The organism is Patulibacter defluvii, assembly GCF_034096925.1.
Lineage (GTDB): Bacteria > Actinomycetota > Thermoleophilia > Solirubrobacterales > Solirubrobacteraceae > Patulibacter > Patulibacter defluvii.
Genome location: NZ_JAWZSQ010000030.1, coordinates 38,204 through 53,404, shown reverse-complemented (window position 1 = coordinate 53,404; position 15,201 = coordinate 38,204). Strand labels below are relative to the sequence as shown.

Below are 15,201 nucleotides of genomic sequence, written 5' to 3'. Positions count from 1 at the left end.
GCCTCCGCCGCCGCCCGCTCGCGCGCCGCCCGCTCGTCGGCCCGCTGCCGCGCCGCCTCCTCGGCCTGCTCGGCCAGCTGCGCCCGCAGCCGCTCCTCGGTCGCCTGCGCCTCGTCGATCGCCGCCTGCTGCGCCGCCGCCCGATCGAGCGCCGCCTGCGCCGCGCGCTCGGCGGCGGCGTGCTGCTCGTCCGCCCGCAGCCGCTCCTCCTCGGCGGCCGCCGCAGTTCGCTCGGCCGCCGCGGCCCGCGCCTCCGCCGCCGCGATCCGCTGCTCGTACGCGGCCAGCTGCTCCTGCGTCCGCTGGCTGACGACCCGCGCCCCGTCGGCGTCCTGGGCCGCCGCCGACGCCTGGTCCCGCAGCGCCTGCCGTTCGTGCTCGACCGCCTCCAGCCGCGCCTGGGCCGCGGCCCGCGCGGCGTCGGCGGCCGCCGCCTGCTCGGCCAGCCGCTCGTGCGCCTGGCGCTGCTCCTCGGCCTGACCGCGGGCTTCCGCGAACGCCGCCCGGGTCCGCGCCAGCTCCTGCTCCAGCGCCTCGCGCTCGGCCGCCGCGTCGGCCAGCGTCGCCTGCTGCTCGTGCGCCGCCGCCCCCGCCGCGGCCAGCGCCCGCGCCGCCTCGGCCGCTCGTCGCTCGGCGTCGGCGACCCGCTGCTCGGCGGCCTCCACCCGCTCGGCCTGCTCGACGACCTGGCGCTCGATCTCGGCCCGCGCGGCCAGCGCCGCCTCGGCCACCCGCTCGGCCGCCGTCCGCCGCTCCGGCTCGGCCTCGAGGTCGGCCAGCTGGGCCCGCAGCGCGGCGGCCGCCGACGCCTCCCGCGCCTCCTGCTCGCGGGCCGCCGTCAGCTGCTGCCGAAGCCGCTCGACCTCGCCGGCCAGCGTCGCCTGCGCGGCGTGCTCGTCCTGCTGGCGCCGCTCACCGCGGTCGCGGTCGAGGGTCAGCGAGCGGAGCGCCGCCCGCAGGTCGCGGCGGGTCGTCTCCAGCCGCGCGGTCTGGGCGCTCGCGCGCTCCTCGGCCAGGGTCCGCTCGCGCTCGGCGGCCCGCGCCGCCTGCTCGGCCGCCGTCAGCCGCCGCTCCAGCTCGGTGCGCGCGGCCGCCTCGGCTTCCGCCGCGGCGCGGGCCTCGCGGGTGGCGTCGCGCTCGGCCGTGCGCTGCTCGTCGTGGACCGCGCCGGCCCGCTCCAGCTGCCGCCGCAGGTCGGTCAGCTCGGCGTTGAGCGCGCCCAGCGCCGCCGCCGTCCGCTCGCTCTCCAGCTCCGCCTCGCGGGCCCGCTGCTCGGCGGCCGCGGCCCGTTCGCGGGCGCTCTGGCGCTCGGTCTCCAGCAGCTCGACCGCGGCGGTCCGCTCGGCGGCGGTCGCGGCGTGGGCCTCCTCGCGCTCGGCCTCGGCCCGCGCCAGGTCGCGCAGCGCCACGTCCCGCGCCCGCTCGATCCCCGCGATCCGCTCGTCGATCGCGTCCCGCTCGCGGACCGCGTCGGCCGCCCGCGCTTCCGCTTCCCGCGCGCGGGACGTTGCCTCCGCCAGCTCGTCGCGCCAGCGCGCGACCTGTGGCGCCGTTTCCTCCCGCAGCTGCTCGCGAGCCCGCTCGGCCTCGCGGGCGCGGGCCTCGGCGTCGGCGCCGCGGCCCTCGGCCCGGGCCCGCGCCTCGCGCTCCTCGGCCAGCCGCCGTTCCAGGTCGCGGACCGCCTGCCGGTGCTCCTCGGCCGTCCGCTCGGCGACCAGCCGGCGTCCGCGCTCCGCCTCCAGCTCGCGCTGCGGGGCCAGCGGCGGCTGGGCCGGCGGACGCGACACGGTCCGCGAGCGGGCGGCCGGGGCGGGCTCCGCGGCCGGCGGCTCCTCGACCGCGGTGGCGGGGGCCGGTGGCGGCACCGCCCGCGCCCGGGGGCGGGGCAGGTCGACCAGCAGGTCGCCGCCCAGGTCGAGCGCGAAGGCCACCGTCTCGTCGGCGACCAGCGGCTCGGGACCGCTGAACGCGACCCGCCAGGTCGACGGCTGCGGCCCGGCCAGCGGGGCGCTGTCGCCGGGCGCGGGGAGGGGGGAGAGGCGGTGGGTGCGGCGGCCGTCGTCGATCAGCAGCGCGGGGACGCCGAGGCGCCCGCGGCGGGCGGCGCTCCAGCGTCCCTCGACGCGCAGCAGGACCGTCCCCGCGCCCGCTGGAACGGCCTCGAACCGCTCGCACGAGAACGACGGAGTCGCTGGGTCCTCCTCGACCACCCGCGCGAGTCTAGATGGTTGATTCCCCGTTCTCGCGGCGCGGATGCACGTCCCGGACGGCGCGGAACCGCCACCGGGCACCTCGGCTCCGGCCACCGGCCTGGCTCTCGGCACCCGGCGACGGCCCGCATCCGCCCAGAACGCACCCCGCATCCACGATCCCGCGGAATCAACCATCCAGCCGCGGGGCCCCCGACGGCAGGCGACCGATTTCCTAGGCCGGGGGCAGCAGGTCGGCGAGCCCGGCGAGCGCGGCGGCCAGCACCGCGTCCGGCGCGGCCGTCGCGTCGAGCACCCGGAAGCGGTCCGGCTCGGCCGCCGCGAGCGCGTCGTAGGCGGCGGCGACGCGGGCGAAGAACGGGGCCCGCTCGCGCTCCATCCGGTCCTGCTCCTCGCCCCGCTCGGCCAGCCGCGAGCGCCCGAGCGCCGGGTCCAGCCGCAGCAGCAGGGTCCGTGCCGGCCGGCAGCCGGCGACGGCGAGCTCGTTGATCGCGGCGACCGCGTCGACGCCCAGCTCGCGGCCGCCGCCCTGGTACGCGAGCGAGCTGTCGACGAAGCGGTCGAGCAGCACCCAGCGGCCCTCGTCGAGCAGCGGCCGCAGCCGCTCGGCGCAGAGCTGGGCGCGGGCGGCGGCGAACAGCAGCGCCTCGGCCCGCGGGTCGACGGTCAGCGCGGGGTCGGCGACCAGCGCCCGGATCCGCTCGCTCAGGACCACGCCGCCCGGTTCCCGCAGGCGGACCACCGGCAGGCCGCGGGCGGCCAGCGCCGCCTCCAGCGCGACGGCGAGCGTGGTCTTGCCGGCGCCGTCGAGGCCTTCGATGGTGATGAGCACGGCGGGGACGCTAGTGGGCTCCCCGGCTCGCGTGGCGGATGACCCCCGGCGTGCGGGGGCGGACCGCCACGCGAGCCGTCGCCGGGCACGACCGCGTACGATCGCCGGCGTGTCCGTCCTGGCCGCCACCGAGCACCAGCCGCACGCCCGCGCGGTGCTGCGGGGGGCGTTCGTGGACGACGGGACCGCCGCCGCCCGGCCCTCGCACGCGTACCTGTTCCAGGGACCGGCCGGGAGCGGCAAGCGGACGGTCGCGCGGGCGCTGGCCGCCGAGCTGCTGTCCGAGGGTGCGCCCGATCCGGCCGACGCCGCGGCCCGCGTCGCCCGCGGCGCCCACCCCGACCTGACCTGGGTGACCCCGACCGGCGCCGCGGTGATGCGGCGCGAGGACATCGACGAGACGGTGGTCCAGGCGGTCAGCCGGCGGCCGTTCGAGGCCCGCCGCCGGGTCTTCGTCCTGGAGCGGGCCGAGGCGCTCAACGACAACGCCGCCAACCGGTTGCTGAAGACGCTCGAGGAGCCGCCCGAGTACGTGGTCCTGATCCTGCTCACCGACCGCCCGGGCGAGCTGCTGCCGACGATCCGCTCGCGCTGCCAGACGGTTCGCTTCGACGCGGCGCCCGAGCAGCAGCAGGCGGCGCGGCTGGCCTCGACCCTGGGGCTGGACGAGCGGACGGCGCTGGCCTGCGCGCGGCTCGGGCTCGGCGACGCGCGGGTGGCGGCGACCCTGGCCGGCCCCGACGGCCAGCTGCTGCGGACGGCGGCCGAGATGGTCGCCCGCCACGCGCTCGGCGGCGGGGGCGGGATGCCGCCCTGGCGGACGATGGCCGACGCGGCGATCCAGCGCGGCAAGGCGGCCGAGGCGGCGCACGTCGAGGCGGCCGTCGCCGCCGCCGAGCAGCTGCCCGACCGTGAACGCAAGCGGGCCGAGCGGGAGGCGAAGGAAGACGGCCGCCGCGCCGCCCGTCGCGAGCGGACGATCGCGCTCGACCTGGCGTTGCGGGTCTGCGGGCTCTGGTTCCGCGACGTCGCCAGCCTCGCCGTCGGCGCCGAGCAGCACGTCCACCACGTCGATCGGCTGGAGGCGCTGCGCGAGGACGCGGCCCGCCCGACTGACCCCCACCGCGCGCTGCGCTGCGTCGAGCTGGTCGACGAGACCCGCCGCAGCCTGACCCTGAACGCCAGCGAGGAGCTGCAGCTGGACGCCCTCTGCGTCCGCCTGCAGGGCGCGCTCGGCGGGCCGGTCGGCCGCCGCTGATCCAGCGGCGGCGCGCCAGGAGCGCGACGACCCGCCAACGACGCTCGCCGCCGCCGTCGCCGCTACCGCCAGTAGGCTGTCGTTCTGCGTTCGGGGGGACGTGGGAGGCATGCGGCGGATCCTGCGCGACACCTGGAGCTGGCGGGGCGGCCTGGCGCTCGACGAGCTGGAGTACCAGCCGCAGCCGGCCGACGCCCGCGACGGCCCGATCAGCGAGCCGGCGGCCCGGCACTGGCCGCTGCTGATCTCGTCGGTCGACACCGTCGCGCTGCTGCACGCCGACGACCGGCCGAGCGCGACGATCGCCGGCGTGGCGGGCCTCCACATGCTGCTGATCGAGCGGACCGGCGGCTACCACGCGATCCTGCCGCGGCGGATGCCCGAGGTCGAGCGCCGCTACGACGAGCTCTGCGCCGGCGAGCCGATGGTCGGGTTCGAGGAGGCGCTGGAGGCGATGGAGGAGGTCGGAGCGGTCGAGCGCAGCGGCTCGCGGATCGTCGTCCTGCGCCCACCCTCCCCGACCCCGGAGGTGCTCGAGCTGGCGCGGGCGCGAATGGACGAGGCCGAGGAGCGCCCGGAGATGTGGCAGGTCGCGCGGCGGCTGCAGCGGCTGGCCTGGCGGACCGGCGCCGAGGGCTTCGGCGGCCAGCGGTTCCGGCAGCTGGCCCGCTTCGGCCGCCTGCGGGCGACGATCGCCGATCCCGATCCCGGCTTCGTCGACCGCGACGGGCTCTACGAGGTCGGGCCGGCCGCGCTGCCGCCGCTCTCGACCGCGCTCAACGTCGCCGAGGACGGGCCGCACGGCGTCCGCGGCTGGGTCACGGCCCACGACCTGCGGTTCGAGACGCCGCCGGGCGAGGGCAGCCCGATCCTGCTGGCCGGCTACGAGGCCGCGGCGCTGCTGCTCGGCGGCGGCGTCGGGACCAACGCGCTGCGACGGGCGTCACGGGCGACCGGGCTCTGGCTGCAGCTGCTCGACCACAGCGGCGGGCGGGCGAGCGCCTTCGACACCACGGTCGCCGCGCTCGCGGGGGGCTTCGCGCCGCTGCTGGAGCTGGCCCCGGGCGACCACCGCTCGACGGTCACCGGGCTGCTGGCCGACCTCGAACGGGCGGGCCTGATCGCCTGCGAGCGGCCGTCGCGCAAGACGCTGCGGGTCTCGGTGCTGCCGGCCGCCGCGCCCGACGACGAGCGCACGACCAGCTTCCTGCGCCAGTGGTCGGCGTGGCGGATGAGCGGCGGGGCCTCGGCGGCTGGTCTCGACGGCGTCGTGCGGTTGGCCGGCGAGCACCTGCGGGACCGGGTCCGGCGGACCTGGGTCGACCTGCTGGAGACCCGTCGGATCCGGGTCGAGGTGCTGCCGCCCGCCCCCTGATCGAGCCCGTCGCCACGGCCGATTTGGGGTGAAACAGCCGCCAACGCCCCATACGAACGGTGGTACGTTCGAGCGGCACGAGGCGACCCGCGTTCCCCCGAGCCGGGCGGGCGCCTTGCCGGCAGGTCCCATCCAGCGATCGCACCGGCGCGCCCGACGCCACGCGCCCCGTCGTCCCAGCCCCCCTCGGACGACGGGGCCGCGTGCGACTAGATCGACGCGGCGGCGTTCGGGTCGACCGCGCCGGTGGCGATCAGGAGCAGCAGCAGCAGGCCGAGCGCGACCCGGTAGATCACGAACGGGCGGAAGCTGCGGGTGCTGATGAACCGCATCAGCCACGCGATCACGACGAACCCGATCGCGAACGAGATGATCGTGGCCAGGATCGTCGGCCCCCACGAGGGGCTGTTCTCGCCGCCGATGTCCTTCAGCTCGTAGAGGCCGGAGGCGAGCACCGCCGGCACCGCCAGCAGGAACGCGTAGCGGGCCGCGGCCTCGCGCCGGTAGCCGAGCAGCAGGCCGGCGGTGATCGTGCCGCCGGAGCGCGAGACGCCCGGGATCAGCGCCAGCGACTGGGCCAGGCCGTAGAGCAGGCCATCGCGCGGGGTCAGCTCGTCGAGCGTCCGGCGGTTGCGGGCGACGCGGTCGGCCAGCCCTAGCAGCAGGCCGAAGACGATCAGCGTCGCCGCGATCAGGTGGAGGTCGCGGAAGGCGGTCTTGATCGAGTCCTGGAGCAGGATCCCCAGCAGCCCGATCGGGATCGTGCCGATGATGATCAGCCAGCCCATCCGGGCGTCCGGATCGACCGCCCAGCGCTCGCGCACGCCGCCGACGCCGCCCCGCAGCGAGCCCCACCAGGCGCGCAGGATCCGGGCGATGTCGTGGCGGAAGTAGAGCAGCACGGCCAGCTCGGTCCCGATCTGGATCACGGCGGTGAAGGCCGCGCCGGGGTCGTCCCAGCCGGCGATCCCCGCGGTGATCCGCAGGTGCGCGCTGGAGGAGATCGGCAGGAACTCCGTCAGGCCCTGCACGACGCCGAGGACCATCGCCTGGAACGCATCCATAGAGCGCGGGAGCGTACTGACGTCTTCCTGAGAGGATCCTGAACGCCGCCGAGCCTGGCGCGTGGGCGTCCGCCGCCGCCGCGGTGGCGTTCGTCACCGGACGTTCACCCCCGGGCCGCCGCGCCCCGCGACCATGGAGCGCGAGATGGAGGCCGTCCCCTCGGGCGTCTCGGCCGCGCTTCCCAGTTCAGCTGCGGCCGACTCCCACACTCCCACCGTCCCGTCGGGGCGGCCCCTCCATCTCCACCGAATAGCGCTGCGGCGGATCGCGACCTCGAACGCGCTCCGCTGGGTCGTGCTGGCGGCGGCGGTCGGCGGCGTCGCGGCGGTCGTCGCCGTCCGCTGGCCGCACGTGGCGGTCGCGCTCGGGCGGGTCCCGCCGGCCGGCTTCGCCGCGCTGACCGCCGTCCACCTGCTGACCCTGGCCCTCCGCAGCGAGGCCTGGCGGGGCGCGCTGGCGGCGATCGGCGGCGTGGTGCTGCCGCGGCGGGTGGTCCACGGGGCGAACGCGGCGGCCTTCCTCTCGGGATCGCTGGCCGCGCACCTGGCGCTGCCGGTGCGGGCGGTGGTGCTGCGGCGGCTGGCGCCCGAGCAGGCGCCGCGGCCGCTCCAGATCGTGGCCACCGACGCGCCGGTCGCGGTCGTCGAGGCGGTCCTCTGCGCGCTGCTGCTGCTGGCCTCGGTGGTGGCCGGCGGCGGCTCCTGGTGGCGGGCGACGGTGGCGGTGGCGGCGGCGATCGGGCTGGTGGCGCTGGTCCGGCTGCTGTTCGTGCGGCTCGGCCACCGGCCGGCGGCGCGGGGCCTGGCGATCCTCGCCGACCGCGGACGGCGAGGGCGGTTCGTGCTGCTGCTCGGCGCGGTCCAGCTGCTGATGGCGCTGCGGGCGGTGGCGGCGCTGGCCCTCTGCGGGGTGCCGGTCGGGGTCGCCGACGTCGGGCCGCTGCACGCGGCGCTCGGGGTGCTCGGGCTGCTGCCGATCGGGGTCGCGGCCTCGCCGACCGGGGCGGCGGCGGTCGGCGGCGGCAGCGACGGGGCGGTGCTCGCGGGCGGGCTGGTGATCGCGGCGACGGCGGTCGCGGCGGTGCTGGTCTACGGCGCGCTGCTGGGCGCGATCGGGCTCCGCGCGCGGCTGCGGGCCGCCTGACGCCGGCGGGCCGTCGGGCCGCGCTGCGAGGATCGGCGGGTGCTGCGCGGCTACGTCTTCGGATACGGATCGCTGGTGGCCGACGCGCTGCCGCTGACGGCCGGGGTCGAGCGGCCGGTGGCGCCGGTCTGGGGCCGGTTGGACGATCACCGGCGTCGCTGGACGGTGACGATGCGCAACCGCGACCGCGTCAACGACCCCAAGCACGTGGTCGACGAGGCGACCGGCCGCCGGCCCGACCTGTGGGTGACCTACGTGACGCTCGACCGGGTGCCGGGGACGACCGTCAACGGGATCGCGGTCCCGGTCGACGACGAGCGGCTGGCCGTCTTCGACGTCCGCGAGCTGAACTACGAGCGGGTGGCCGTCGGCGAGTTGTTCACGGCCGATCCGGGCGAGGCCTGGCCGCCGCCGGGCGACGGCCCCGCTCTGCCGGTCTGGACCTACGTCGCCAGCGCGGCCGGGCGCGAGCGCTACGAACAGGGCCGGCAGGCGCAGCGGGCGGTCGTCCGCGCCGGCTACCGCGAGCGGGTCGAGGGCGCCTTCCGCGATCGCGGCGCCGCCGCCTGGCGCGACTACCAGGCGTCGACCGACCCGCCGGCGGTGCCGACGCGCGACGGGCTGCGACTGGTGCGGACGCCGCCGCGGGCCGGCGGGATCGCGCCGACCGGCTCCTGAGCTTCCCGTCCGCCCGCGTACCGCGTAGGCTGCCCGCCGTGGTGCGCTTCCGCGATCAGAGCAAGCTCGACTCCTCGCAGATCGAGGACGTCCGCGGCGGCGGCGGTTCACGGCTGCCCGGCGGCCGCGTCGCGCTCGGCGGCGGGACCGGGATCGTCGGCGTGATCGTCGCCCTGGTGCTGGTCCTCTCCGGCGGCGGGACGAGCGGCCTCGACGCGCTCGGCAGCCTCCAGGACCAGTCGGTCGGGACCCGCCCACCGTCGACCGGGGCGCTCGAGCAGTGCCGCACCGGCGCCGACGCCAACGGCGACGACGACTGCCGGATCGTCGGCTACGTCAACAGCATCCAGGCCTACTGGGCCGACGCCTACCGCGGCTACGAGCCGGCGCGGACCGTCTTCTTCCAGGACCAGGTCCGCACCGCCTGTGGCGCGGCCAGCTCGGCCTCCGGGCCCTTCTACTGCCCGGGCGACCGCAAGGTCTACATCGACCTCGGCTTCTTCGCCGACCTGCGCGAGAAGTTCGGCGCCACCGCCGGTCCCGCCGCGCAGGCCTACGTGCTGGCCCACGAGTACGGCCACCACGTCCAGGACCTGGAGGGCACGCTCGACCGGATCGGCAACGACCGCGAGGGCCCGCAGAGCCGCGCGGTCCGGTCGGAGCTGCAGGCCGACTGCTACGCCGGCGCCTGGGCCCACAACGCGGCCCGCACCGGCTACCTGGAGCCGCTCGCCCAGGAGGACGTGGCCGACGCGCTGAACGCCGCCTCGGCGATCGGCGACGACCGGATCCAGGAGCGGTTCCAGGGCGCGGTGACCCCGGACTCGTGGACGCACGGCTCGTCGGAGCAGCGCGTGCGCTGGTTCACCGCCGGCTACGAGTCCGGCGATCCGGGCTCCTGCGACACCTTCCGCGGCCGGATCTGAGCCGCGGGCGGCAGCGCGAGGGGCGGGGGCGAGGCTCTAGGGTCAAGGACCATGAGTCGCGACCAGGAGCGCGTCCAGCGGATCCACTCGGGGGGTCCGTGGGAGACCGCCGTCGGCTACTCGCGCGCGATCCGCGTCGGCGATCGGGTGCTCGTCTCGGGCACGACCGCCGCCCGCGGCGACGACGAGCCGATCCCCGCCGACGCCGGCGACCAGGCGCGGGTGGCGATCGAGACGATCGCGACCGCGCTCGAGCAGGCCGGCGCCCAGCTGGCCGACGTCGTGCGGGTGCGGCTGTTCGTCGTCGACCTGCCGGCCAACGGCGACGCGGTCCTGACCGCCCACAACGAGGCGCTGGGCGACGTCCGCCCGGTGATCTCGACCCTCGGCGTCGCGGCGCTCGTCGATCCGCGGCTGAAGGTCGAGATCGAGGTCGAGGCGCTGGCCGGCGCCGGCGACGTCTACGAGGGCTGAGCGGCCGCTCGGCCCGGTTCGCAGACCCCGGCCGCGAACGCCTCCAGCAGCCGCCGACCGGGGTTCTCGGGCAGCGTCGCCAGCGCCGCTCGCGCGCGCGACTCGGCGTCGCGGGTCATCTCGCGGGCCCGCTCCAGCCGGTCGTCGTCGCCGTCGGTCGCCATCCGGTTGGCGGTCATGAAGTCGAACGTCGTGTCGAGCCGGGTGCGGTCGCCGGTCAGGCCCAGCACCTCGTCGGCGTGCAGGAACGCCTCGCCGCAGACGCCGCCGAAGTCGCGCAGGGCGGTCGCCGCGGCGTCGTCGGCGCCCGCCAGCTCGGCCCCGATCCGGGCCGGGAACTCGTGGAGCGTGGCGCTGACGTCGGCCGCCGAGACGGTCGGGTCGCCGTCGACCCGCCGCGCGCGCAGCGTGGCGAGGTCGATCAGCCACTCGGAGAAGCTGCGCGAGACCTCCGGGCCGAAGGTCGCGACCAGTCGGGCGGCCTGCCCGAGCAGGAAGTCGCCGCCGACGACGGCGCTGGTCTCGGCCCAGTCGAGGCCCCGTCCCGGTCCGTCGTCGGGCGTGGTGCCGAGGAAGCCGAGCGCGCCGAGCATCGCCAGCTCGAGCCCGCCGGCGAGGGTCGCGTAGCGGGCGTCGAGCGTCGCGCCGGCGGCCAGCGCCGCGCCGAGCATCATCAGCGCCGGCCGCAGCCGCTCGTCCTCGCCGGTGGTGCCGGTGATCGCCATCCGGGCCAGGAACGGCCAGTCGTTGCGGATCGTCGAGATCAGCACCTCGTCGCAGGCGAGCAGGAACGGCCCCGCGACCGCCGCCAGCTCCGGGTCGAGCCGGGTCCGTAGCGGATCGGTGGCGCCGGCCAGGCCCTCGGGCAGCAGGATCGCCCGCCGGCCCTTGGCCAGGAACGGATGCCCGCTGTCGGCGGCGTCGGAGAGCATCCGCCAGGTCAGGTGGTCGCGGCGGACCGCCCGCTGCGAGGTCTCGAAGTTGCCGAGGAACGAGAACGCCACCCGCCGCGCGTAGGCCTGCTGGGCGGCGGCGGGATCGTCGCGGTGGCTGAGGATCGCCCGGGCCGCGAGCGCCGCGCTCTCGAGCGCGTAGCTCAGTCCCTCGCCGCTGAACGGGTTGACCAGCCCGGCCGCGTCGCCGATCAGGAGCCCGTCGGCCTGCTCGACCCGCTGGCGGGTGAAGCCGCTGTCGAGCGGGCCCGACCAGGCCGGACGGAGCGGCGTCAGCGGCCCCAGCTCGGGGACCTCGGCGCGGAGCGCGTCGAGGCCGCGCTCCAGCAGCCGCTCGTCGGACTCGTCGCGGTCGAGGTTGCCGGCGGCGACGCGGACGGTGACGGTGCCCTCCAGCGGCCCGGGGACCGCCCAGACGCTGAGCGCGGTGCCGTGCAGCGCCTCGGGATCGGGCGGGACGATCAGCAGCACCATGCCGGCGCCGGCCGGGACGTCGCCGCCGCAGCGGACGGCGGTCGCCCGCAGGTCGCGGGTCGCGACGGCATCGGCGGGCGCCACGCCGGCGGCGGGCGCACCGCCGCTGGCGACGATCAGGTGACGGGCCCAGATCGGCGTCCGCGTCTCGGCGGTGGTGACCTCCCAGCGCTCGTCGCCGCGCACGATCGCGGTCGCCGTGTCGGCCCGGAGCCGCACGCCTTCGCTCATCGTCGCGGCGTGGAACAGCGCGTCGTGGAGGGCGTCGCGGCCGATCGCGAAGGCGCCGATCTCGGGGATGGCGCGCGCCGGCCGGCCCGGGATCCGCAAGTCGATCGCGTCGATCCGGTCGTGGGCGCCGAGCCGTTCCAGGCCCGGCGTCTCGCGCAGGGCGGCGACCGCGGCCGCGCTCAGCAGCAGGTCGGCGTCCGGCGGCGGCTCGCGGCGGCCGTCGACGAGGACGACCTCCAGCCCCGCCGCCGCCAGCCGGGCCGCGGCCGAGCAGCCGGCCGCTCCGGCGCCGACGATCACCACGTCGAGCAGCGGCGGATCGCCCTCGGGTGAGCCTCTCATCGCGGATCCTCCGTCAGCGGCCGGGCGATCGTCTCGAGACCGTCCCGTCCCGGACCGGGCGCGATCTCGTCGAGGGCGGCGAGCGCGCGGGCGATCCGCTCGGCGGCCATCCGCCGGGCGGCCGCGATCCCGTCGTGGCGCAGCACCAGCGCGTGGACGCGCGGCAGGTCGTCGTCGCCGAAGCTCGGCGAGCGCAGGACGCCGGCCAGCTCGCGGTCGTCGTCGTCGCCGGCGGCGGCCAGCGCGCACAGCAGCGGCGCCCCGTAGAGGCCGAGCGCCAGGTCGCGGCCGACCGGCTTGCCGGAGCCGGCGCCCTCCAGGTCGAGGCAGTCGTCGAGGATCTGGAAGCCGATCCCCAGCTCGCTGCCGAAGGTCGCCAGCGCCTGCCGCGTGGCGGCGTCGCAGCGGCCCTGCTCGGCGCCCAGCTCGCAGCTGAGGCGGAAGAGCGCGGCGGTCTTGGCGGCGACCAGCGCGACGTAGTCGTCGACGTCGAGGGCGACGTCGAACGCCCGCTCGACGTCGAGCATCTCGCCGCGGGCCAGCTCGGCGACGGCGCGGCTGGTCAGGACGTTGCTGGTCGGGCCCAGCTCGGCGGCCTCGGTGCCGGCCAGGCCGAAGCATGCGACCCCGCCCAGCAGCGCCAGCTCCGACCCGTGGGCCACGTGGGCGGCGGGCGCGAAGCGGCGGGTCGGCGACTGGTCGACGACGTCGTCGTGCAGCAGCGAGGCGATCTGCAGCAGCTCGACGACCGCGGCGGCCCGCACGACGTCGTCCGTGCGCGGACGGCCGAGCGACGCGCAGTGGGCCAGCATCAGCGACCGCATCCGCTTTCCGGGCCGGTCGATCAGGCCGCGGGCGACCGGCTCCAGCGGCCCGAGGCTGGCGGCCAGCGCGCGCAGCTGCGCGCTGATCCGCTCGCCGAAGGCGACGGGATCGACCGCGGCCGATCCCGTCGCCGAGGGGTCCTCAGTCAAGGCCGCTGAGGGTCTTCGCCTGGCCGACCAGCGTCAGCGACGGCATCGCCTTCGCCGTGGTGACCAGCTGCTGCAGGGTGTCCGGCTGGTTGAGCCACCAGTTCAGGTCCCCGCGGGTGTACATGTAGAGCGTGTTCTCGTTGGCCTGCTTGAAGTTCATCGCGGCCGTCGCCTCGCCGGCGGTCAGGACCCCGCTGTTCTTCAGCATGTTGATCAGCCCGTCGTAGGCGTAGCCCTCGCCGACGTCCAGCCGCCGGGTGTTCTCCGGGTCGGGGGCGCTCATCACCTCGGCGATCGCCGGCTGGTACTCGTCGTACCAGGCCTGGGCGTAGGCCTGGTCCTGAGCGCTCTGGGGCTGGGCCAGGCGGGTCTGGATCAGGTTGGTGTTCAGGTAGCAGAGGGTGATCAGGAACCGCCCGCCGATGCTCTGGGCCAGGAAGTCGTCGCGGACGCGGTCGGAGAGCACCCGATCGCCGGTGATCGGGACGTCGAACGCGCCCTGGATCGCGCCGAGCACCTCGCAGGAGTCGAAGCGGTCCCGGATCAGCTTGGTGATCCGGGGCTGCGGGACGGGGTTCTCCAGGCCGCTGGAGTCGACCTGGTTGAGGACGCCGCCGGTGGTGGCGACGGCGCCGGAGTCTCCTGGGGCTCCGAGCCACTGGGTCCAGATCAGGTTGGTGTAGGTGACGACGCCGATGCCGGGAGCGTTGACCGAGATCGATTCGGTGGCACCGTCGCTCATCACCACCCCGGTCGTGACGCCGGTGCTGCGGCCGGACTTGCGGACGACGGTGCCCTTGGCGATGTTGGACGGCGCGACGTGGCTGCTGGTGCCGACGACGTTGGCGTTGCCGGAGCGGACCATGATCGTGCCGTTGATGGCCGAGAGGGTGTTGGCCATCGACGCGAGCCAGACGTTGCCGAAGCCGTCGCCGGCGACGATCATCCCGGCCGCCTTCTCGGTCGTGGTGATCGACCCGATGCCTTCGCTCTCGGCGACGTAGGCGACGCCGGGGTCGAGTTGCGCGAGGGCGACGTCGACCGCCGTCGCACCGCCGACGATCGGGACGTAGCGCTTCAGCTTGCCGACCTTGAACTGGTCGAGGGTGTTGGGATCGCTGGCGTTGTAGCCCGGATCGAGCGGCGCGTCGAGCAGGCCCGGCTGGAGAACGGGATCCTGAGTCGGGGCCTTGTCGTTGACGGCGATGACGTGGTTGGCCGTCAGGATGTTGATCGTGCCGTCGGTGTTGTCGCGCACGAAGCACCCGATCGTGCCCGCCCGCTCCCGGCTGATGGTCTTGTTGGAGACGCTGCGCCCGGCCTTCAGCGGCCGCAGCTTGCCGGCCTGCGGCCCCCCGATGCCGTCCGTGTCGGCGAACGGCACGGCCTGGGCCTGGAGCACGTCGGTGGCGCACGACTGGCCGTCGACCTCGATCCGTCGCGGGATCAGCCGCGCGCGCGACAGCAGCGACGGTCGCCGCTTCTTGCGCACCATCACCGTCACCACCGGCTCGTCGGTGGTCAGGCCGCCCCGCCGGCGGTAGCCGACGCCGACCCCGGTGATGTTGCGGTCGTGGCCGAAGCGCTCCAGCAGCGCCTCGCCGGCCCGCGCGAGCCGCTGGCGGGTGGTCTCGTCGATCGGGCTCATGCGGCGGCCCCCACGGTCGGAGCGACGTCCCGCTCGTGCATGATCGCCAGCCCCCGCAGCCAGATCGAGGGCAGCGTGTCGTTGGCCGGGTCGACCTTGTCGACGAGGACCGCGCCGGCGACGGCGACCAGCGCCCGCAGGTCGGCCAGGTCGCGGTCGCTGGCGTTGGCGGCGATCCCGCGCAGCTCGGCCAGCAGCCGCTTGGTCTTGGCGCCGCCGAGGCCGCGCTCGAGCAGCAGCTTGGCGCCGCGCTCGGCCTGGGCGGTGCGGGTGCGCGAGCAGCGCGCCCACGCCTGCCGGACGCGGTCCGGGCGCAGCCGGGCCTTGGCCGACTGGGCCTCGTGGGTCTCGACCGGGTACGGGAACACTGCCACCGCCGAGGCCACCTGCAGCACGATCCGGTCGACCGGGTGGGCGGCCGCGGCCTGGGCCGCCGCCGGCCCCAGGGCGACGCCCGCGGCGCCGGCTGCCGCTCCGGCGGACAGGACCTCTCGACGCGACATTCCGATTCGTCGCCTTGACACGACCATCACGCTCCTTCGGGAAGGGGGGAGGGCCCGGCTGGCGACACGGGGGGTCGCCAGCCGGGGTGCGGTCACCCTAGGCTCCGTGGTTGTG

General features: G+C 76.7%; 13 protein-coding genes. 6 read left to right on the top strand and 7 right to left on the bottom strand.

The genetic code is table 11. The features are described from left to right. The coding region (locus SH587_RS22090; protein WP_375341801.1) for a coiled-coil domain-containing protein at positions 1-2,210 on the bottom strand (2,210 nt) is incomplete at its 3' end. 214 nt (positions 2,211-2,424) lie between these two features. Further along, positions 2,425-3,042 (bottom strand): dTMP kinase, encoded by a 618-nt coding sequence (gene tmk / locus SH587_RS22085; RefSeq protein WP_320672825.1) that lies wholly within the window; start codon positions 3,040-3,042, stop codon positions 2,425-2,427. 109 nt (positions 3,043-3,151) lie between these two features. Here tmk and SH587_RS22080 point away from each other — a divergent pair, with 109 nt between their 5' ends. Both SH587_RS22080 and SH587_RS22075 read left to right on the top strand, forming a co-directional pair. Further along, positions 3,152-4,300, top strand: coding sequence for a DNA polymerase III subunit (locus SH587_RS22080; protein WP_320672824.1), 1,149 nt, complete (start codon positions 3,152-3,154; stop codon positions 4,298-4,300). 109 nt (positions 4,301-4,409) lie between these two features. Further along, the gene (locus SH587_RS22075) at positions 4,410-5,675 is read left to right on the top strand and encodes a hypothetical protein (protein WP_320672823.1); all 1,266 of its coding nucleotides are present in this window, start codon (positions 4,410-4,412) and stop codon (positions 5,673-5,675) included. Positions 5,676-5,884: 209 nt separating this feature from the next. On the opposite strand, the gene SH587_RS22070 is transcribed toward SH587_RS22075, so the two are convergent. After that, positions 5,885-6,739 carry an undecaprenyl-diphosphate phosphatase gene (locus tag SH587_RS22070; protein ID WP_320672822.1) on the bottom strand — a complete coding sequence of 285 codons (855 nt, stop codon included), beginning with the start codon at positions 6,737-6,739 and terminating at the stop codon, positions 5,885-5,887. A 145-nt stretch (positions 6,740-6,884) separates the two neighbouring features. Here SH587_RS22070 and SH587_RS22065 point away from each other — a divergent pair, with 145 nt between their 5' ends. From SH587_RS22065 to SH587_RS22050, 4 genes are read left to right on the top strand one after another with little or no spacing between them, the layout of a single operon-like run. Further along, on the top strand, positions 6,885-7,883 hold the full coding sequence (locus tag SH587_RS22065; protein ID WP_320672821.1) for a hypothetical protein: 999 nt from the start codon (positions 6,885-6,887) through the stop codon (positions 7,881-7,883). 39 nt (positions 7,884-7,922) lie between these two features. Then, positions 7,923-8,561, top strand: a complete 639-nt coding sequence (locus tag SH587_RS22060; RefSeq protein WP_320672820.1) for a gamma-glutamylcyclotransferase family protein — start codon at positions 7,923-7,925, stop codon at positions 8,559-8,561. A 41-nt stretch (positions 8,562-8,602) separates the two neighbouring features. Next, positions 8,603-9,487, top strand: a complete 885-nt coding sequence (gene ypfJ, locus SH587_RS22055) for a KPN_02809 family neutral zinc metallopeptidase (protein ID WP_375341802.1) — start codon at positions 8,603-8,605, stop codon at positions 9,485-9,487. Positions 9,488-9,538: 51 nt separating this feature from the next. Next, complete coding sequence (locus SH587_RS22050) at positions 9,539-9,961, top strand: RidA family protein (RefSeq protein WP_320672818.1); 423 nt, start codon at positions 9,539-9,541, stop codon at positions 9,959-9,961. Here the strand turns inward: SH587_RS22050 and SH587_RS22045 are convergent. The 4 genes from SH587_RS22045 to SH587_RS22030 are packed head-to-tail and all read right to left on the bottom strand — an operon-like array spanning position 9,949 to position 15,086. Next, positions 9,949-11,961, bottom strand: coding sequence for an FAD-dependent oxidoreductase (locus SH587_RS22045; protein ID WP_320672817.1), 2,013 nt, complete (start codon positions 11,959-11,961; stop codon positions 9,949-9,951). The genes SH587_RS22050 and SH587_RS22045 overlap by 13 nt on opposite strands. Next, the gene (locus SH587_RS22040) at positions 11,958-12,935 is read right to left on the bottom strand and encodes a polyprenyl synthetase family protein (protein ID WP_320672816.1); all 978 of its coding nucleotides are present in this window, start codon (positions 12,933-12,935) and stop codon (positions 11,958-11,960) included. The genes SH587_RS22045 and SH587_RS22040 overlap by 4 nt, the downstream gene beginning before the upstream one ends. Then, complete coding sequence (locus tag SH587_RS22035) at positions 12,928-14,583, bottom strand: chymotrypsin family serine protease (RefSeq protein WP_320672815.1); 1,656 nt, start codon at positions 14,581-14,583, stop codon at positions 12,928-12,930. Before SH587_RS22035 ends, SH587_RS22040 begins: the two co-directional genes overlap by 8 nt. After that, positions 14,580-15,086, bottom strand: coding sequence for a hypothetical protein (locus SH587_RS22030; protein ID WP_320672814.1), 507 nt, complete (start codon positions 15,084-15,086; stop codon positions 14,580-14,582). Before SH587_RS22030 ends, SH587_RS22035 begins: the two co-directional genes overlap by 4 nt. Positions 15,087-15,201: the final 115 nt, after the last annotated feature.

What these genes read in the sequence shown, in the direction of transcription:
- SH587_RS22070 (WP_320672822.1), bottom strand. Translation starts at nt 6,739, where the DNA reads ATGGATGCGTTCCAGGCGATGGTCCTCGGCGTCGTGCAGGGCCTGACG.
- SH587_RS22050 (WP_320672818.1), top strand. Translation starts at nt 9,539, where the DNA reads ATGAGTCGCGACCAGGAGCGCGTCCAGCGGATCCACTCGGGGGGTCCG.
- SH587_RS22030 (WP_320672814.1), bottom strand. Translation starts at nt 15,086, where the DNA reads ATGTCGCGTCGAGAGGTCCTGTCCGCCGGAGCGGCAGCCGGCGCCGCG.
- SH587_RS22035 (WP_320672815.1), bottom strand. Translation starts at nt 14,583, where the DNA reads ATGAGCCCGATCGACGAGACCACCCGCCAGCGGCTCGCGCGGGCCGGC.
- SH587_RS22075 (WP_320672823.1), top strand. Translation starts at nt 4,410, where the DNA reads ATGCGGCGGATCCTGCGCGACACCTGGAGCTGGCGGGGCGGCCTGGCG.
- SH587_RS22065 (WP_320672821.1), top strand. Translation starts at nt 6,885, where the DNA reads ATGGAGGCCGTCCCCTCGGGCGTCTCGGCCGCGCTTCCCAGTTCAGCT.
- SH587_RS22045 (WP_320672817.1), bottom strand. Translation starts at nt 11,961, where the DNA reads ATGAGAGGCTCACCCGAGGGCGATCCGCCGCTGCTCGACGTGGTGATC.